The organism is Nostoc punctiforme PCC 73102 (assembly GCF_000020025.1).
Taxonomy (GTDB): domain Bacteria; phylum Cyanobacteriota; class Cyanobacteriia; order Cyanobacteriales; family Nostocaceae; genus Nostoc; species Nostoc punctiforme.
The window spans coordinates 3,143,343-3,162,305 of the sequence record NC_010628.1 but is presented as its reverse complement, the minus strand read 5'-3'; the positions used below and the strand labels follow the sequence as shown (position 1 = coordinate 3,162,305).

The 18,963-nt window shown below is 40.2% G+C and carries 20 protein-coding genes and 1 pseudogene; 13 read left to right on the top strand and 8 right to left on the bottom strand.

All coding sequences use genetic code 11. The annotated features are described in order from the left end of the window. Window positions 1-57 precede the first annotated feature (57 nt). Both NPUN_RS12740 and NPUN_RS12735 read right to left on the bottom strand, forming a co-directional pair. On the bottom strand, window positions 58-1,284 hold the full coding sequence (locus NPUN_RS12740) for a tetratricopeptide repeat protein (RefSeq protein WP_052304592.1): 1,227 nt from the start codon (window positions 1,282-1,284) through the stop codon (window positions 58-60). A gap of 218 nt (window positions 1,285-1,502) precedes the next feature. Then, window positions 1,503-2,782: pseudogene (locus NPUN_RS12735) on the bottom strand (ISNCY family transposase). A 455-nt stretch (window positions 2,783-3,237) separates the two neighbouring features. Between NPUN_RS12735 and NPUN_RS12730 the strand changes: the two are divergent. Next, window positions 3,238-4,386 (top strand): DUF711 family protein, encoded by a 1,149-nt coding sequence (locus NPUN_RS12730; protein ID WP_012409086.1) that lies wholly within the window; start codon window positions 3,238-3,240, stop codon window positions 4,384-4,386. Window positions 4,387-4,391: 5 nt separating this feature from the next. On the opposite strand, the gene NPUN_RS12725 is transcribed toward NPUN_RS12730, so the two are convergent. Beyond that, window positions 4,392-5,057 carry a 2OG-Fe dioxygenase family protein gene (locus tag NPUN_RS12725; RefSeq protein WP_012409085.1) on the bottom strand — a complete coding sequence of 222 codons (666 nt, stop codon included), beginning with the start codon at window positions 5,055-5,057 and terminating at the stop codon, window positions 4,392-4,394. Window positions 5,058-5,300: 243 nt separating this feature from the next. On the opposite strand from NPUN_RS12725, the gene sfsA reads away from it, so the two are divergent. Beyond that, the gene (sfsA, locus tag NPUN_RS12720; protein ID WP_012409084.1) at window positions 5,301-6,026 is read left to right on the top strand and encodes a DNA/RNA nuclease SfsA; all 726 of its coding nucleotides are present in this window, start codon (window positions 5,301-5,303) and stop codon (window positions 6,024-6,026) included. A 155-nt stretch (window positions 6,027-6,181) separates the two neighbouring features. On the opposite strand, the gene NPUN_RS12715 is transcribed toward sfsA, so the two are convergent. Next, the gene (locus tag NPUN_RS12715; protein ID WP_012409083.1) at window positions 6,182-6,583 is read right to left on the bottom strand and encodes a fasciclin domain-containing protein; all 402 of its coding nucleotides are present in this window, start codon (window positions 6,581-6,583) and stop codon (window positions 6,182-6,184) included. A gap of 752 nt (window positions 6,584-7,335) precedes the next feature. On the opposite strand from NPUN_RS12715, the gene modA reads away from it, so the two are divergent. From modA to NPUN_RS12700, 3 genes are all read left to right on the top strand, one after another. Then, the gene (gene modA, locus NPUN_RS12710; protein WP_012409082.1) at window positions 7,336-8,190 is read left to right on the top strand and encodes a molybdate ABC transporter substrate-binding protein; all 855 of its coding nucleotides are present in this window, start codon (window positions 7,336-7,338) and stop codon (window positions 8,188-8,190) included. 66 nt (window positions 8,191-8,256) lie between these two features. Beyond that, window positions 8,257-8,850 carry a DUF642 domain-containing protein gene (locus NPUN_RS12705; RefSeq protein WP_012409081.1) on the top strand — a complete coding sequence of 198 codons (594 nt, stop codon included), beginning with the start codon at window positions 8,257-8,259 and terminating at the stop codon, window positions 8,848-8,850. Between the two features lie 157 nt (window positions 8,851-9,007). Continuing rightward, window positions 9,008-9,682 carry a PEP-CTERM sorting domain-containing protein gene (locus NPUN_RS12700; RefSeq protein WP_012409080.1) on the top strand — a complete coding sequence of 225 codons (675 nt, stop codon included), beginning with the start codon at window positions 9,008-9,010 and terminating at the stop codon, window positions 9,680-9,682. A gap of 97 nt (window positions 9,683-9,779) precedes the next feature. Here NPUN_RS12700 and NPUN_RS12695 read toward each other — a convergent pair whose 3' ends face one another. Both NPUN_RS12695 and NPUN_RS12690 read right to left on the bottom strand, forming a co-directional pair. Continuing rightward, complete coding sequence (locus NPUN_RS12695; RefSeq protein WP_012409079.1) at window positions 9,780-10,361, bottom strand: thioredoxin family protein; 582 nt, start codon at window positions 10,359-10,361, stop codon at window positions 9,780-9,782. Between the two features lie 142 nt (window positions 10,362-10,503). Then, the gene (locus NPUN_RS12690) at window positions 10,504-10,719 is read right to left on the bottom strand and encodes a chlorophyll a/b-binding protein (protein WP_012409078.1); all 216 of its coding nucleotides are present in this window, start codon (window positions 10,717-10,719) and stop codon (window positions 10,504-10,506) included. A gap of 193 nt (window positions 10,720-10,912) precedes the next feature. On the opposite strand from NPUN_RS12690, the gene thyX reads away from it, so the two are divergent. Both thyX and NPUN_RS12680 read left to right on the top strand, forming a co-directional pair. After that, window positions 10,913-11,635 carry an FAD-dependent thymidylate synthase gene (gene thyX / locus NPUN_RS12685; protein WP_012409077.1) on the top strand — a complete coding sequence of 241 codons (723 nt, stop codon included), beginning with the start codon at window positions 10,913-10,915 and terminating at the stop codon, window positions 11,633-11,635. 186 nt (window positions 11,636-11,821) lie between these two features. Beyond that, a complete protein-coding gene (locus tag NPUN_RS12680) occupies window positions 11,822-12,607 on the top strand; it encodes an Rpn family recombination-promoting nuclease/putative transposase (protein WP_419788427.1) in 786 nt (261 codons plus the stop codon). 140 nt (window positions 12,608-12,747) lie between these two features. On the opposite strand, the gene dcd is transcribed toward NPUN_RS12680, so the two are convergent. Both dcd and NPUN_RS12670 read right to left on the bottom strand, forming a co-directional pair. Continuing rightward, window positions 12,748-13,317, bottom strand: a complete 570-nt coding sequence (gene dcd, locus NPUN_RS12675; RefSeq protein WP_234711130.1) for a dCTP deaminase — start codon at window positions 13,315-13,317, stop codon at window positions 12,748-12,750. A 92-nt stretch (window positions 13,318-13,409) separates the two neighbouring features. Continuing rightward, a complete protein-coding gene (locus NPUN_RS12670) occupies window positions 13,410-13,946 on the bottom strand; it encodes a P-loop NTPase family protein (protein ID WP_012409074.1) in 537 nt (178 codons plus the stop codon). 342 nt (window positions 13,947-14,288) lie between these two features. Between NPUN_RS12670 and NPUN_RS12665 the strand changes: the two genes are divergently transcribed. The 6 genes from NPUN_RS12665 (at window position 14,289) to NPUN_RS12645 (ending at window position 18,933) form a co-directional block, all read left to right on the top strand. Further along, on the top strand, window positions 14,289-14,912 hold the full coding sequence (locus NPUN_RS12665) for an adenylate kinase family protein (RefSeq protein WP_012409073.1): 624 nt from the start codon (window positions 14,289-14,291) through the stop codon (window positions 14,910-14,912). Between the two features lie 125 nt (window positions 14,913-15,037). Further along, entirely contained in the window at window positions 15,038-15,781 is a 744-nt protein-coding gene (rph, locus tag NPUN_RS12660) for a ribonuclease PH (protein ID WP_012409072.1), read from the top strand. 266 nt (window positions 15,782-16,047) lie between these two features. Continuing rightward, window positions 16,048-16,770: a 6-phosphogluconolactonase gene (pgl, locus tag NPUN_RS12655; RefSeq protein WP_012409071.1), complete on the top strand. Its 723-nt coding sequence runs from the start codon at window positions 16,048-16,050 to the stop codon at window positions 16,768-16,770. Between the two features lie 266 nt (window positions 16,771-17,036). Next, window positions 17,037-17,912 (top strand): FHA domain-containing protein, encoded by an 876-nt coding sequence (locus NPUN_RS12650; protein ID WP_012409070.1) that lies wholly within the window; start codon window positions 17,037-17,039, stop codon window positions 17,910-17,912. Window positions 17,913-17,989: 77 nt separating this feature from the next. After that, window positions 17,990-18,169 (top strand): hypothetical protein, encoded by a 180-nt coding sequence (locus NPUN_RS40680; RefSeq protein ID WP_148220303.1) that lies wholly within the window; start codon window positions 17,990-17,992, stop codon window positions 18,167-18,169. A gap of 20 nt (window positions 18,170-18,189) precedes the next feature. Continuing rightward, window positions 18,190-18,933, top strand: coding sequence for a M50 family metallopeptidase (locus tag NPUN_RS12645; RefSeq protein ID WP_012409069.1), 744 nt, complete (start codon window positions 18,190-18,192; stop codon window positions 18,931-18,933). Window positions 18,934-18,963 lie beyond the last annotated feature (30 nt).

Sequence of the window (18,963 nt, the reverse complement as noted above, 5' to 3'; positions counted from 1 at the left end):
ATGAAAATAGTTTTTGCAGAGGCCAGTTTTCCTCCTGCCTCTTGTCTCCTTCATATTTTATCTACCGCGATCGCGTTCTAAATCATCAATCACTTTTTGCAAATACCACTCGTCTGACATCCCAGGATGGTAATCCTGTTTCTGCTGAATCAATCTTTCGGCAATTTCCCAATATCCCCCAACCATTTGCAAAAGTCGCTGATGTAGCAAGTTATATTTTTGCTTTTTTGACTGTGGACTAAATTTCTGGATTTTTTCTAGGCTACTTAAAACTTGTTGATAATTTCCCCAGTCTTCTTGTTCGCAAAAAATACTCGCCGCCCGTTGATAATCTTCCACGGCATTTTGCATTTCTTCTAAACAAGTATAGGCAATGCCACGATTGTAGTAAGCTTGAGCATCATCAGGATTTATTTGCAGCGCTTGGGTGTAATCTTGAATAGCACCGAGATAGTTACCTGTACTCCGATAGGCATTACCTCTGGCAATATAAACTAACGCATCTTGTGGTTGCATCTGGAGTGCTTGATTAAGATCCGCGATCGCACCTTGATGATCTCCCAATATAGAACGGGCTTTACCTCGGTTACGATAGACAATGGCATCTTGGAAATTTAGTCGCAATGCTTGATTAAAATCTGCGATCGCTTCTCGATAATCTCCCATTTTACAACGCACAACCCCACGACAGCAGTAAGCTTGGGCATCTTGCGAATCGGCTTTCAATACCCAGTTTAAATCGGCCAGTGCCTCTTGAGTATCTCCCTTTTCAGCTTTTTCTAATAACTGGGTGAAATAATCATTGGTTGATAAAATCGGTGCATTTGGGGAACGTGATTGTTGTAAAACAGGTAATTCTTGGGGTTGTAGCTGTTTAATTCGTTCCAGACACAGGCGACAGTTTTCTTTATCCTGTTGTTCTAGATATAATTGTGCTGCTTTTTTAAAGTTAGCGATCGCATCTTGAACATAACCTTGTTTGCGCCGCACCATCCCTCGCAGATTATAAGCCGCAGCATAATTGAGATTGAGACGAATAGCGCGTTCAACATCTTCCAGCGCCCCTGGTAAATTTTTCAGCGCCACCCTAGCCAATCCACGACAATAATACGCCTCTACACTCTCAGGATTCAGCTTCAGGGCTTCGGTATAATCTGAAACAGCCTTAAGGATTGCTCCTGAGTCATAATATGCTAAACCCCTTTGCAAGTAAGCTTCGGCAAAGTAAGGTGTCAGTTGTAAAGCATGGCTAAATTCCTCAATTGCTCCGGCGTAGTCCAGCAATTCTCATTATGAGAATGGTTATCAATATGTTAAGAGCGAAACTAACCGATGAAGCCTGGGAGACGTTGAGAATTCTGCTGAATGATAAATTTGAACTAGGAGTGGCTACTTCAAACAGATTTTTAGACACAATGAACTACCAAGTAATACATGGCAATTCAAGCTAATTCCATGTATTACACGGAGTTGTAAGTATTCTCAAAAAGTAAGATGAATTTTCAGCTTGTGTTGGGATGAAATTCTAATTCCAGTCCGTGGATCATAAAGTTAAGCAGACTTTCCCAACTATCAAAATAAAGATAACGAGTTAAGGCGCGTAAATCATCAAAGAAGGTCTTGCGTGTTGGTAAATGCTGGCGGATAAATTGGTATTTCTCATCTATAATGTCAAGTAGAGTATGAAACAGAAATGCAAGGATATTAAAGGTTGCTAATAGGGAGGATAAATGCGTTTTCCCATGTCCGAAATTATGTTCTAAGTTGTAACCTTTGGTTTTAAGAGTGTTATTATTTTCGTTTTCTATTTTCCATCTGCTGCGACCATCTGACACAATCGCCTCAACATTAATATCTGTGATTCGATGATTTGTCGCAAAGGTATTTTGTAGATTATAGTCCCATCAGAGCGAGTAATGGCCAATTCACACCAGTTTACTAATAAAGCATCCTCGCTATTCCGTAAAGGAATTTGGTTGACATAACGGTAGGTATAAATCTCATAGACTTTGCCCTTCCAATGTTTGACACTAAATGTATCAAGGGGCATTCCTTCTAACCATTCATAAAGTGTTTTATGGGATTTAGACCGACACACTAGAATGAAATTTAGTTTTTCTTGTAGTAATAATTCACATAAAGGTTGATGGCAATAAAGATCATCTCCTAAAATGGTAATACCAAGAGATGCATACTGTTTGGCATATTTCTGAATCCAACGTTTTGCTGCCGCATTCTCACAATCCTGCTTTTGATATCCGTCTTGAGGGACAACAAACTCTGGTATTAACGGGATTACTTGAGAATTACTAGGACAAACAATTACTGGTGTCACCACAGTATGAAAATACTGAGTTGTTCCGTTTTTAAAAGTTCTGCTCGAACAGTGTTCACAGTGAATTTCATTGGAGCAAAAATATTCTGTTCCATCTAGAGCTATCAGCAAATTATTTTTAAAAGAACGAAATTTTGATAAGTGTTTACCATTCTCTAATGCTTTGAAAATCTTGGTAAACACCGGAAACACAACGGTTGGTTCTATCTCATCAAGTAAATCTCGGATATGGTTATCGCTTGGAATTTGGTGTACCCCAAACAAGCTTTGAGCATTATTATGTCCCTTACTATGTGCCATTGACCTTTGATGGGCAAGAAAAGAAGGACTCTGAGTAAAAAATATGGAGAATGCGCTTAATGCTGCATCACTCATTTGATAGCGTTTGTTTTTGCCTGTTCGCTTATCAGGTAAATCTTTCAGGATTGACTGAAAGTATTGTACTATTTCGTCAAAAATTCCTGGCTGATTCAAAAAAGCTCCTGCGTTCGCGAGTATTGAGATACAAAAACCATACCTTTAACTGAAAATTTTGCATAGATGCTAATGATAGTTATAATCATTCTCATGATGAGAATTGCTGGGCGTAGTCTTTTCGCCTAGCCTTTTCCAATCCTCTATTGTAAAATTCTTCATTCATACATTTGTTTGGTTGATTCAGTTAGTTGAATTCCAGCAAGCTTGCTTCGTAGCCTAACCTATCCACTCACTCTTAATATTCTAAGTATTCAGCGTGGCTTTGGTTCATTTCGGATTTGCAGTGAATTAAAATGAACAAACCCCGTAAATTTTATCGGCGATATTCATGCAATTGAATATTGTACACTCCAGGTTTTACAGTTAGATTTAGTATAAATATTGACTAAAACTTTGATTAAGCTTATCAATAATGAGTTATACCAATGAAAATCAGAACTATCACAACAGGTATATCACTTCAATCTTTACAAGATCGGGAAACAATTAAGCAAGCTGCTGACTTTAATCAGCAAGCAAAGATTTTCTTTGAAAAACAAGGATACGAAGTACAAACAACTAGAATCGCCACTAATACCTGGGAAGAATATCTACAAGACTTATCAAAAATCGAAATTATCAATGAAATTCAAACTCTAGAACAACTTTGCCAAAGTCTGAATATCAGCTTTTTCAATATTGGTTATGCCAGCAAACCTGAAACCATAGATATCATTCCAGATATCAACAAAAATACATCGATTATTTATTGCTCTAGCAGAATTGGCGACAGTGAAACTGGCATCAATTTTGAGAATGCTAGGGAATCCGCTAAAGTTATTAAACGTATTTCCCAAGAAAGTGAAAATGGTTATGGTAATTTTCGTTTTTGTGCATGGGCAAACTGTCAGCCAGGTATCCCATTTTTTCCTACAGCCTACCATAGAGGCAATACATCTTTCGCTATAGGTTTAGAGTTAGGTGACTTGGTAATGCAAGCATTTTCACAAGCTAAAAATATGATAACAGGAGAGCAAAACCTGCAATTACTTTTAGAATCTGAATTAAATCAAGTCGCGGTTATTGCCGAAAAAATATCTGATAGATTCGCCGTTACATATACAGGAATCGATAACTCTCTAGCCCCATCCTTGAATAAGAAAAACAGTATTGCTTTTGCTTATGAAAAATTGATTAATGGTAAGTTTGGACATTCTGGAACTCTCAGCGTTTCTGGTATGCTGACTCGTGTACTGAAAAATGTATCAGTAAAAATCTGTGGTTACTCTGGGCTGATGCTTCCAGTTTGTGAAGATGTGGGACTGGCTACCAGAGCTAATGAGCAAACTTATGATATTACAAATTTATTATTATATTCAGCAGTTTGTGGTTGTGGACTGGATACAGTTCCGATTCCGGGTGATATAACGATAGAAAAAATTGCAGCTTTATTAATTGATATGGCAACTTTAGCCATCAAGTTAGATAAACCACTCTCAGCTAGATTATTTCCAATTCCAAACAAAAAAGCTGGGGAAATGACTACATTCAATTCCCCATATCTCGTAGATTGCAAAATATTTACATTTGACTAAAATTATTACGAAAGCAAGCTAGGAGAAGTTAGTACAAAAACATCCCTACTTCCTTGAGTGTCATACTGTGGTTTGATGGGAGTGGTGAAGTGGAAAAAATCATGATCGTTAACTAATAAAAGTTCTCCCGGATTTAGAACTTTGCTAAATACAGGATTTTCTTTTTTGGCAGTATATAGATGTGTTTCTCCACCTTGAATATTATCTCTGTTTACTGAAAATATGCCAATAAAATCAGTACCATCTTGATGGATACCTTCAGGCGCTGGATTACCCAAATTATCTGCCGAACAAATAGTTCTAATTTGATGAACCCCAATTTCAGCTTCAGGATGAAGTTTACAAGAATCACTAAATGCTAAAACTAGATTTGTAAAAATATCAAGTTCTATGAGTCCATCATCTAATTCTGCGAACTCTCTTTTTATATCACCCACTAATGGATTATACTCTTTACTTTGAAAGAGATAGCCATGAGGTAATTTGATTAAATGATTTCCAGAAACTGTGAACCGAGATAATCTTCTGGAACGATAGTTGCCTTTGATGTAAGGATCAATAGGCATATTAATAAAAAATGGCTTGAAACCTTCTGGATTGATTGAATTTACTTTTCTTAGAGTAAACAGAAAAGCATATTCTAATTCCGTTGCTGTCTCCAATTTTTGCATAGGATTTACCTCCTTGCACGTTGAGTGCAATCTCCCGGATTTTTTATGGGAGGCTTATAATGCTTAGTATATGCTACTTTTTATTACTATGTTGTCAATTTAACTACAAAAGTTGACAATCTATGATATGTAAAGTTGCTTGATTTATGTCACAGGGTGGAGTCGCTGCTGCAAAGATTTACTGTTGAGAGTTAGGTGGGTAAGGAATCGACGTATATTTACTAGCAGCAACAAGGTTTTATAATGATGGATTGGCTTTACCGTTACCCACCTTTGTATCCGGGTATTTTACTCAAGCGTTACAAGCGATTTTTTGCTGACGTTCAACTTACTTCTGGCGAAATAGTGACAGCACACTGTCCTAATACAGGGCCAATGACTGGAGTATCAACTCCCCAAAGTGCTGTACAGCTTTCCAAAAGTGATAATCTTAACCGCAAATTGGCTTACACTTTAGAACTAATTCAGGTACATGACAATGAGCCGACTTGGGTAGGCATAAATACTTTTTTGCCCAATCGGGTGGTAAAGCTAGCTTTGGCAAAATATCTTTTCCCAGAATTGGGTGAGTATAGCCAAATCAAGGGTGAGGTGGTTTATGGACTAGATAAAAAAAGTCGAGTGGATTTTTTCTTGACGGGGAGTGATGAGGAACGCCCGATTTATTTAGAAGTGAAAAATACAACTTTGTCTGAGGGGAGACTAGCTTTATTTCCTGACACGGAGACTACAAGAGGACAAAAACACTTGCGAGAACTGATGGCGTTGCTACCTTTAACTCGTGCGGTGATGCTTTACTTTATCAATCGTGGTGATTGTACAGAGTTTTCCCCTGGCGATCGCACAGATCCTGTATATGGTAAATTATTGCGGGATGCGATCGCTCTTGGTTTAGAAGTCTTACCTTGCCGTTTTGATATTTCCCCCGAAGGCATCCGTTATTTGGGTTTGGCAAAACTAAAAATTTAATTACACTTAATTAAACAATAAATCCATCTAGACAGGATCTAGATGGATTTGTTGGTAGTTGGTGTTTATTAAAAAACATTCAACCAGATTTTAGTAAAGAAACGACTATGGGTAGTCGCCACCCCAGAAATAGCATTCGCTATTCTGAAGTTTGCTTATGCAGGAATCAAAACTGTGTCAATTACGTGGATGACACCGTTATCAGCAGCAACATCTGCTGCTGCAACTGTTGCATCATTGATTTTTACGCCATTAGAAGCGTCAATTTTTACTTCTGAACCTTCAACTGTTTTAGCTGTCTTCAGTTTAGCTACATCAGCAGCCAGTACCTTTCCTGAGACTACATGATAGGTCAAGATTTTCTTCAGCTTAGGAATATCTTGAAGTAATGCGTCTACTGTACCTGCTGGAAGCTTGTTAAATGCTTCATCAGTGGGTGCAAATACTGTGAATGGGCCATTGCCATTCAGTGTATCTACCAGACCAGCCGCTTGGATTGCTGCAACTAGAGTATTGAAAGAACCGTTATTAGTAGCAGTGTCAATTATGTTGGCCATGTGCTTTACCTAGTTCTGTGTAACTTGTTACAAATCTAAACTATTTATTCAATAAAATCTATCTATCGTTAGGCGTATGTCAAATCAATTTTTTTATTGATAGTATAAGAGTTTGTATATATTTTTATACACACAGAGAATTATATGTAGTTAATCTAGATAGATGGTTACAAGCACTCCTGGATTCGTGGTTTACGCCGCAGATATCGCTCCTTTTTTACACATCGGTAAGTGCGATCGCTTTTCACTAGTGTTAGTACAGTACTAATACACCAGCTTAATTACCAACTAAATTAGGTAAAAAGTTGTCTAAAACTATTTTGTTGGTAAAAATGTATTTTAGTAATTTATGACTATTTTACAATAAACCTATGCCAGACAAGTAATTCAGGGGCATTTTAAAGTTTGACTTCCCTTGTCTAAGCTTTATGTCAGGATTTTATAACCAAAAATGTTGGTAATAAGCGTATTTAACTGATATTATTTCATCACTAAATACATTTCACTTTTTGTTTGTGTAATTCTGCTTGGAAATAATAACGGCTCATCATAACTAATGCTTTTAGCAATTACGAGGCCGTTTGTTTATTTCCAGAATTTTTCGTGCGTAGTAATTACGTCAAAGCTCTCTCTAAATGAGATTTATCCATATCCTCTGCATTCTATGCAGTTTATTTTCTGTTGCCTCTACGTAAGCCAGGTACGTCAACAATGAGACTTTTAGGTAATATTTTCCCCAAACTATAAATTTCATGAACAGAAGAAGACTTATCGCTTGGATTGCTACAGCAGTTACCAGCATGATGCTGGTAATAGGCTCCCAGTTTATCAATTTATCGCCAGCAAACTCCACAACCACACTTAACGTGTATGCGGCTGTCAGCTTAACAAACGCACTGAATGCAATTAAAACCCAGTACCAAAATGCTAACCCGACTATCAACGTAGTTTATACATTTGGAGCTTCTGGTACCTTGCTGAGTCAAATACAAGCGGGAGCCCCAGCAGATATTTTCATTTCAGCTGCTACCGACCAAATAGATGTCTTGCAGAATGCAAGCCCAAGTAAGTTGGTAGCAGGTAGCCGTAAAAACGTTGTCAGAAATCGTCTAGTCTTGATTGCCCCTACGACACCTCCTGTTAGTACTGGTAGCGCTGCTCTCACCAGCTTCAATGGTTTGACCAATGCCAACATTACTGGTATTGCTATAGGTGACTATACAGGTACTCCTCCACTTGTGCCAGCAGGAAACTATACCAAACAAGTTCTCACTAGCCGGGGTATTTTCACTACTCTCAACCCTAAGTTATACCTTGCTAGCAATGTGCGTAACGTTTTAACTGCTGTTGAAAATAAAACTCTTGTAGTTGGAGGTGTAAATAAAACTATCGATGCAGGTGCAGTTTACAAAACTGATGCTGCTCTTTCTAACAAGGTAAGAGTTGTAGAAACAGCCCTAACAACAGAGAGCGATCCGATTGTCTATCCATTGGGTATACTCACCAGAACTACAGTTTTAACGACCGCACAGAGTTTTTCTAACTACTTAACTGGTACTACTGCTCAGAATATTTTCAAAAATAATTATGGGTTTCTTGCGCCTTAGTTACCACAAAGTAAATCAATTAAGTAGTCATTGTCGTGAATTTTGAACTATTTGGAGTAATGTCTCGTGAAGTTCACTAAAAAACTCTCAATTATTGTTTGTAGTTTGACCACTGCCTTTCTTCATACTGCTGTGATTACCAATACTTATAAATCGACAGCACAAGCGGAAGGACAAGAACTGATTAACAACGGGGGATTTGAAATAGATCCTCTCGCAGATATTAATGATCCCAACATTTTAAACTCTAATGTTACAGGATGGGTTAAATCTGGAGATCCAACAGCTGCATCGGGTGTTACGATTAGCAACTTTCCTCATACTGGTAATCAAGGTTTATCGCTTGGTGCATTTTCAAGCATTGCTTACATATCACAGACTATCCCTACAGTTCCCGGTCAACACTATCAACTTACTTACTATTTAGCATCCATAGAGGAAGCACCCAATCTTGATAATAAACTTCACGTATTTGTAAATGGTGAGAAGGTTTCTTCCAAAAAGAATATTGCCTACCAAGCCTACACAGAATACAAGTTAGATTTTGAAGCTGAAGGAACATCTACAGAGATCAAGTTTGGTTCTCTAGCCAAGTATGCATTTTTATATTTGGATGATGTGAGTGTCAAAGCAGCACCTGAAGATGAAGGACAACAATGAACTATAGGTAAAAATGTAAGCTGCTTCATCAGCTTAGAGGATGTTTGTAAAGTATTAGGTTGTATCAAGATCCCCCCAATCAAGGCTTCAAAGGGGGATCTGAAGATATTTGATGCATTACGTTGTTGTAATTTTGAATTATTTGGAGTCAAGTTTGATGAATTTAACCAAAAAACTCTCAATTATTGTTTTTAGTGTTACTATTACCTTAGCTAGCACTGCTGTGATTACCAATACTTATAATACAGCAGCACAAGCAGTAGAACTTGTTAGGAACGGAAGCTTTGAACTCGACCCACTCGTAGATCCTAACAACCCCAATGTTCCAAATCCTAATGTTACAGACTGGATTAAATCTGGCGATCCGATCGATACATCAGGGATTAGAATTAACAATTTTCCTCAGTATGAGAGTGGTAATCAAGGTTTATCGATCGGTTCATTTGTAAATCCTGCTTATATATCCCAAAATTTGGCTACAACTATCGGTAGTAACTATAATCTCAGTTTCTTTTTAGGAACAGACGAAGATAGCAGCCAAGTTGATAATATATTTCAGGCATTTGTCGATGGAAATAAAGTCTTTGATAAAATAAATACTATAAATGTTGCTGGATCTCCTTTCACACAATATGACTTGAATTTTTTGGCAACAAAATCATCTACAGAGTTAAAGTTGGGTGGTAGAGCTAGCTATGGTTTTTTATACTTGGATAATGTGAGTGTAGAACCTCTGTCTGTGCCTGAGCCATCAAGTATTGGAGGAATAGCAATTGCTGGCTTGTTGGGAATATGGCTGAAGAAAAAGAAGACAATTAGCTTGAAAGAATAGCCCTTTTTTGTCACTCTCGGAAAACAAAAGAGCGATCGCTATACAATCTTAATCCGGTGTTGCCGGATCGGGTATGAATAAGCTGATGTAGCCGCTTTTAACCAAAATAACTGGGTTGGTTTCCGGGTTTCCATTTAATATTGCAACCAACACTCGGCTTTTGGTCGCTTGTAACAGGTTTGCCTGCCAGCACTGCTTCAATGGCTGCGCGTAAATCTGCGCCTGTTACAGGTTTACCATTACTGGGACGGCTATCATCTAATTGTCCCCGATAAACAAGTTTGCGTTGCTCGTCAAATACAAAAAAATCAGGTGTGCAAGCTGCTGTGTAAGCTTTTGCCGTCTCCTGACTCTCGTCGTAGCATAAGGTAAAATTAAACCCTTGTTCTGTGGCAAATGCTTGTAACGACTCTGGCGCATCATCTGGATAATTCTTAGCATCGTTAGCACTGATGGCAACGATCGCTAAATCACTTGTAAAATAATCTTTTCCTAACTGCACTAATTCTTGTTGGATGTGCTTTACAAATGGGCAATGCCGACAAATAAACATTACCAACAGCGCTTTTTTATCTGCAAAAGTAGAAAGCGAAGTTGCCTTTCCAGATACCACTTCAGGTAGATTAAAATCTGGTGCTTTTGTGCCTAGTGGCAACATAGTTGAAGCAGTTAAAGCCATAGTTCACCTAATGTTTTTACGCTAATAAGGGCTTTTGCTATCAGCATATTCACTCTAGCACTAAGCTTTCCATAAAAGAAGAGACGGTAAATCTACCGTCTCTTAATTATTTATTGAGAATTACGTTATAAAAAATTAGTTTTTACAGATTTGCCAAAACACCAACAATACCGTGTCCTGTGAATACTTCTAATGCTATCAGAGAAATAAAACCGATCATTGCTAAACGACCGTTCAGCATTTCTGCATAGGGAGTGAAACCAGTGCGATCGCCTTGCTCGTCTATATAAACCTTTGGCTCAATCGCAAAGTTGTTCAGTTTGCCTTGGTCGTCAATTATAGCAGTGCTTGTACGCATGGATTTTTCCCTGTTTTCTCTTTATGTAAACAACTGTAACAAAGATATTAATATTTGTAAAGTATCTTAATCTCCTTAAGTAGAAGTCCAAGGCAGAGATATGATAATGGATCGAGTTCAAAGCCATATCTAACGAACAGGCTCCGCTTCTTCTGCATAAGCACTTTCAGTCACAAATCCACTCCCAAAACTAATGCATCGATTTCGAGTAGAGGTTATTGCCAAAACGCCAAACCCGCAGCAGGTGATTTATGCCGCGATGCACCAGGACTATACCGATGGGTTCGTGTTTGATGAGCGCGACTCCTGGCCGTCAGAGTCACAAAGCGGCGAAGTTATTGTTAAGCGACTTTTAGCGGGTGAGAGGGGACACTATGGGCCTCTAGAGCATCCCCAAATTGTTTTCAACTGTGGTTACTTTCCCCACAGTGTTATGCAGCAGGCTCGTACTCATCGTGTAGGAGTATCATTTGATGTTCAGTCTTTTAGGTACACAGGCAACCAATTTATTGATGTACTAGAAGGTAAGAAAGACATAGAAGATGTTTTTTACCTACGCCCTGTTGGTTATTACACTGATAGACAAGGCAAAAAGTACCATTATTCACCAGAGCAACGAGCAGCAGATTTAGAGTGGTGTTTGGAAGCAGCTAAACGATATCAAGCTGATTTTGAGGGTGGAATGTCTGAAGAACACGCAAGAGGTAAAGTGCCTTTTGATTATCGCCAGCATTTTGTGGTGAGTTTCAATTTAAGGTCTTTCTTGCATTTTTGTGACCTGAGAAATAAAAAAGACGCTCAACTTGAAATTCAGAAGTTGTGTGAAATGATGTGGCCTCATTTTGAAGATTGGGCACCTGCGATCGCACAATGGTATGAAAAACAGCGTCTTGGTAAAGCCAGACTTGCACCATAATCATATTTTGGGCTGGATTGAGAATGTCCCACTTGGATTGATTGAGATACCACGCTCTAGATCAAAGGGATTATCCAAACAGCCACCAAAAAATCATAAATAAAAAATTAGTAAAATGTTTTCATGCGTTGAGACTCAATATTTTACAAACTGTTTCAACAGTCTCCAACTTTGCTATTTGAACTGTTGACAAATCCTCCAAATAATTCAAATAGCTATCGTTTTGATTCAGTCGCAGTCAAAGAACCGAAATTTGAAATTGATGGGGTATTTCTACCCCCTGAAAGCGATGGTGCTGGAGTTGTATATTTTTGCGAGGTTCAGTTCCAAAAAGATGAACAACTTTATGAAAGAGTATGGGCTGAATCTTCGTTATATTTCTACCGCAACCGTGCCAGATTTAGCGACTGGCAAGCAGTGATAATTTACCCGTCGCGCAGTATCGAACAAATCGATATTCATCCTCATCGTTCATTGCTGAACGGTGAACAAATACATCGGGTGTATTTAGATGAATTAGGGGATATTCGTCAATTACCTATATGGGTAGCGTTGATGGTATTAACTACAGTGGATGAAGAACAAGCGCCAGAAGAAGCAAGGTATTTATTAACAAGAACCAATCAAGAAGAGCTATTACCATCAAGTCGCGCCATAATTGAATTAATAACGACGATCATGGTGTACAGATTTGAACAATTAACTCAAGCGGAGGTAGAGTCTATGCTAGGAATCACGCTTAAGGAAACGCGAGTTTACCGAGAAATTAAGGAAGAAGGACGTGAGGAAGGACGTGAGGAAGCAACAGCTAATCTCATTCTCCGGCAATTGACTAAGCGATTTGGGGAACTTTCGGAAGAAATACGCTCCTCAATTTCTGGTTTACCTTTGCCTGTTCTGGAAGATTTGAGTGAAGCACTGTTAGATTTTACTAGTTTGGTCGATTTACAGGTTTGGCTAGAAGCGAGATGAAAAAATGGCCCTAAGCCAAGCCCAACGGTAAACCCAATTACCCCCTAGATACATCTACAATTAAATTATTACCAGCAGTGCAATTGGTGAATAGATTTAAGTTCTATATTTTGTGTAAACTTTTTTAGATATCATTCAGTCTAAATACGAGCCAAAGTCACAATTTCTTGCTGATCCTGATATTTTCCCTGGCGTGCTTCATAACTAATAGCGCAGGGTTCACCTTCTAAAAATAGCAATTGCACCACGCCTTCATTAGCGTAAATGCGACAGTCAGCACTAGAAGAATTAGAAAATTCTAAAGTTAAATGACCTCGCCATGTAGCCTCAGCAGGGGTTAAATTTGCAATTATGCCACATCTTGCATACGTAGATTTACCTATGCAAATTACTGTAATATTTTCAGGAACCTCCAGCTTTTCTAGAGCCACCCCAAGCCCATAGGAATGAGCAGGTAAAATAAAATAACTGCCATTGGCATCAGTATGCAGCGCTGTTGGCTCTAAATTTTGGGGATTAAAGTTTTTGGGATCAATTATAGTTCCGGGAATGTGGCGAAAAATGCGGAACTCAGCCGAGGAAAGGCGTATATCGTACCCATAAGAAGACAATCCATAGCTAATTACAGGCTGAACCGCTACAGAATCATCTTTTTGCACTTTTCGGATTAGGCTTGGCTCAAAGGGCGAAATCAAGCCCTGTTGAGCCATTTCAGTAATCCAGATATCGTTCTTAATCACAAGTTCTTTGCTAACGTTAATTCAAACAGACTTGATATATTAGCACGAACTGAGTATTTTGTTTAGGGTCGATAACTTCGACGGATTTCTGTAATCTGATCTGCTACATCTAAGAGAGATTTAGGCATCTCTGGCCCTGTGAGAATAATATCGACGTGGGGAGGGCGTTTTGCCAGAAACGCTAAAACTTCGGTTTCAGGAATTAAACCAAAGTTAATCGCCAAACTTAACTCATCTAAGACCACGAGAGAATACTTACTCTCACATACTACTTGTTGTGTATATTGCCACAGTTTTTGTAAGGCTTGATTTTCCGTATCGTCTAAATGTGGTGTATCGATACAACGAGGCAAATCACAGCGAATCCAATCTAAATTTTGTCCTAATTGTATGGGTCGATCGTGTCCTTGACGAATACCTCCTTTAAGGAACTGCACGATTAATACTGACGTTCCTTGTCCAGCTATTCTCAGTGATTGAGCTATAACACTCGTAAAAAAATTACGATGTGAGCTAGTGAAAACTTGCACTAGTCCTTCAACTGGATATGGCAAGGTAAGGGTTGAATTGATGCTTTGAGTTTCTAGCTGGGCAACCATAGGATTAAGTTCAAAAAGATACAATAATTAAGTTTTTTTGCTGTCAGTAATTATTACAAATCTGCCTGTATAATCAATCTGTTTTTCACAGATGTGGTGGATTTAGCAAATTGCATTCTAAGTCAACACTACGTTTGTGTGTAAGTCAAGAGTTGTTTGGATTTAAATTTACGTCTTTTCCCTGTAGATAGTTGTAAAACTTAAAACACAAGAGTTACAGTTCCAATTATTTAAAAAAGCTGGGTATAACGTCTGAAAATCCCTAAATGTTAGATTTGTCGGTTGTTTGGGCAAAACAGACTTAGCAAGTAGTGAATTTGACAGCATGAGGAGTGAATTGTTGTGAGATTGGTGATTCTGGGAGGTTCAGGATCTGGGAAAAGCACTCAAGCGCAAAGGCTTGGCAGATACTTTGATATTCCTCTGATTTCTACAGGTGAGATTTTACGGGAAGCAATATCTGGCGATCAGCCACTGCCGGAATTTCGATGGTCGGAAGCCGATCCCCGAACTTCTCTTTCGGTTTACGCTAGTCTGAGTGAACTAGGTTATCACGCACGACCCTATATCCAAAAAGGGGAGTTAGTTCCAGACGAAATGATTATTGATTTGATCCGAATTCGCCTCAGACAACCAGATATTAACTGCGATTGGGTCTTAGAGGGTTATCCTCGTACTGCCTTCCAAGCTGAGGAATTAGATTTTTTATTGGACGATTTAGGGCAAAAGCTAGATTGGGCAATTTATCTCCAAGTTCCAGAGGCAGTGATGGTTAGTCGATCCTTGGGGCGATCGCTACCAGATGACCAACCCGAAATCGTGCAGCGCCGTGTAGAATTATTCTACGATCGCACCATTCCCATCCTAGAATATTACGACCGTCGTCGCTGCCTATTGACCATCAACGGCGACCAGTCACCAGATATGGTGCAGCAAAATATTTTGACTCTGCTTTCACTTCCTTAGACGAGTGCTGAGTGGGAGAGTTAGAAGTTAAGAAGAATTCTTCGCAATGCCTAATGCCCCTCAAATGATGATTTGCAACACTAAGGTAATCTTAAGGCAGTATTGTAAAACTTGAGGCAATTCCAATGGCTTGGCAGCGTCCAGACGGTCGTCTTCCTTACGAACTACGTCCGATCAGCTTTTACCCCAGTTTCACCCGCTTTGCCCCCGGTTCTGTTCTCGCAAGATGCGGTGATACTCAGGTACTTTGTACTGTTAGCGTTAATAAGGGAGTTCCAAAGTTTCTTGAAGGAACTGGTAAAGGCTGGTTAACTGCTGAGTACCGAATGTTACCATCTGCTACCCAAAAACGCCAAGAAAGGGAATTATTGAAATTATCTGGACGGACGCAAGAAATTCAACGTTTAATTGGACGTAGCTTACGCGCAGCAGTTGATTTTGAGGCACTGGGAGAACGCACGCTGACTGTGGATGCCGATGTCTTGCAAGCAGATGCTGGAACTCGAACAACAGCGATTACAGGCTCGTTTGTGGCCTTGGCTCATGCGATTTCTAAATTGTTGCAAGAGGGCGTGTTAGAGCGATCGCCTTTGTGTGGACAGGTAGCAGCAGTTTCCGTAGGATTACTGGAAGCAGAGCCATTTTTAGATTTAAATTATATTGAAGATGTGGCTGCAACAGTAGATTTTAATGTGGTGATGGATCAACATTTGGGAATCATTGAAGTCCAGGGAACAGCCGAAGAAGGTAGCTTTAGTCGTACTCAGTTGGATCAACTGCTAGATGTCGCTCAAAAAGGAATTCAGGAATTGTTAATCGCCCAACGCGAAGCGATCGCTGATTGGGAATCATTGTTTGTGATTAATTAGTTTTATTAATTTTTAATAAGAATTAATAAATGTATCCTCTGTGGTGTTAAGCAACAAAGTATCAAGTAACTGGGTGTAAATAAAAATAATTATGAGAGTAGTTAGTACGACTGACTACTGACAACTTAGCGTTGAAGGTGATAATGAGCATCTACGTTTTTCCAGCCTACTTAATCCATGATGTTAAATGTTTCAAAAGTTAAAAAGGGGAATTGTAATAAGTTCGGTATGGTATTGCTGGAAGCCAGCAATATGATGATGAAGCCATGAACAAAACCGTTGAAGTTCTACCGGATCAGCCGACGCTGGTTGCACGAGCGCTAGAATTAATTCTGTCCAAGTTAGATACTGCCATTGAGCAACGAGGGAGGTTTACCATCGCCTTATCTGGCGGCAGTACACCTAAACCGTTATACGAAGCGATCGCTAATCAAAAACTGCCTTGGGATAAAATTAATGTATTCTGGGGGGATGAGCGTTACGTACCACCAGATCACCCCGATAGCAATGAACTGATGACGCGTCGTGCATGGCTAGATCGTGTTGATATCCCAGCAGCTAACATTCACCCCGTACCAACTTTAGAAGCCAATCCAGAACTCGCGGCTGCAAAGTATGAACAACATCTCAAAGAATTTTTCAATTCTTCTGGGGTCGAGTTTCCCGCGTTGGATCTAGTATTACTAGGAATGGGTGATGATGCACATACTGCATCTTTGTTTCCCCACACAGAGGCTCTCAAAGTACGCGATCGCCTGGTGACTGTGGGTAACAAAGACGGAAACCCCAGAATAAGTTTCACATACCCCTTCATCAACTCTGCTCTCAGTGTGATTTTTCTGGTTGCTGGTGCTAATAAACGCCCAGCTTTGGCACAAGTCTTTGCACCTGTCGCCGATGACTTCGCTTACCCATCCCGTTTGATTCGACCCCAAGGTGAACTTTGGTGGCTGCTGGATGCGGCAGCAGGTTCGGAACTTCAACATTAGAAGAATGGGGCATGTAGGAGCATTGGGCATTAAGAAGAGACAAGGGAGACAAGGAAGACAAGGAAGAGGGAGGAGACAAGGAAGAGACTTGTTCAATAATTTCCCCTTATCCTCCTTGTCCCCCTCGTTCCCTAATCCTTTCCTGCCCTCTGCTCCCTTTCCCCGTATCAAATCGGCAGTAATTGCTAGAATCTAAAGCTAGGGCCGCCCTCTGCTTGCCAGTCCTACCTATATTTATGATGATCTTGAACAAAGGCTAAATATCGATGATCGTCTGCCCTAATTGCAATCATCCCAACCCTGATGGTGCTGTCCAATGTGAAGCTTGTTATACACCGTTACCCGCGACTACTAACTGTCCTAGTTGTGGGGCAAGTGTGCAGGCAGATGCTGCATTCTGTGGCCAGTGTGGCTATAACCTTCACTCCGCAGGAGTTCCACATGTTCATAGTGGGGTAGCTACAACAGTTACTCCCGATGTTTCTGTGGAAGTACCACCGTTAGTTCCACCCGATCCACTGTTAGAACTTTTACAACCAGATGCTTTGGGAATGAGCGGTTCTACTAACTCTCATCCTCCCAGTTCATCTTTACCAGCAACAGAGGTGGCAGCTCCCCCAGTAGCTCCGCCAGAGGCAGCTGTTATAGAAAGCAGCCCTCCAGAAGCAGAGCCAAGCGTCGCAGTACCCGTAGTTTCTGGACAAAGTATTCCTACTCCACCATCGTTGGAACCAGCGCCACCCTCTGAAGCTGAACTACCTCCACCAGCTGCACCAGCACCAACTGCAACCGTTGCCAGAACGCAATTGCAGCAGGTTATAGCGCGGTTAATCCACGTTCAAACCGATCGACTAATTGAATTGCCGCAAAATCTCTCTGTGATTCATATCGGCAAGCCCAATGACCGGATTCCTCCAGATATAGACGTTTCAGGATTTCCAAATTCAGAAGTTGTCTCGCGGATTCATGCAGATATTCGTGTTGAGGGAGACGCTCACTATGTAGAAGATGTGGGAAGTTCTAATGGCACTTACATTAATAACTTGCCCCTTTTACCAGGGAATCGTCATCGATTGCGACCAGGCGATCGCATCAGTTTGGGTAAAGGAGACTTAATGACATTTCTGTTTCAACTTGCTTAACTGATTTTCCATCAATTGTGACATCAGTCTAAGCATTTTCTGCCCATCCTCCGGCATCTTTTTTGGAGGAGAAACAAATGCACCGCATTAGACGAGCGACGGATAACTATGTTGTTTTTAATAGCGCCATAGTTTATAGCCGTCGCTTCGATGTGCGAATTGTTGCATTGTCCAGCAACTCCACTACCTCAATAATTACACTAGGATGGATAAAATACACTGCCAATTTTAAATTTTTAATTTTCCAGAAAATCTAAAATCCAAAATAGAGTGACCTATGAGGGAACCAAGTAAAAATTTTGAACCCTTGCTCACCCAAGAAGCTCCGCCAGTTGTTGAGCGTATGGGGCTAACCTGGCTAATTGCAGCAGCGATCGCAACTGCTTTACTGTGGCAAGTACCGGGAGGTGATTATATTTTATACCCATTTACAATTCTGGCAACCTGGTTTCATGAAATGGGTCACGGCTTAATGGCACTCCTATTAGGGGGACAGTTTCAAAAATTACAGATTTTTAGCAATGGTTCCGGTGTTGCAACTTATGGCATCCGGTCGTCATTCGGGCCAATTGGCCCGGCAATGGCCGCCGCCGCCGGCCCAATGGGGCCGCCTCTTGCGGGCGCAGCTTTGATTCTGGCTTCCCGCAGTTTTAAAGCAGCTTCCCTAAGTTTAAAAATATTAGGAAGTTTTTTGCTACTTTCCACATTAATTTGGATACGTTCCTGGTTTGGATTGGTGGCAATTCCCTTGTTGGGTTTAATAATCTTGGGTATCGCCCTGAAAGCACCTCGCTGGGCACAGGGGTTTGCCATCCAATTTCTGGGTGTACAAGCTTGTGTGAGTACGTACCATCAACTCGATTATCTATTTAGTAGTTCTGCTGGGCCCCTTGGAATTTCTGATACAGCGCAAATGCAGCGATATTTGCTTTTACCTTACTGGTTTTGGGGCGGGTTGATGGCGATCGCATCTCTGGTAATTTTAGCCCAAAGTCTCCGCGTTGCCTATCGTTCAGAATGAATATACAAATTAGCGATCGCCAATCCTTAC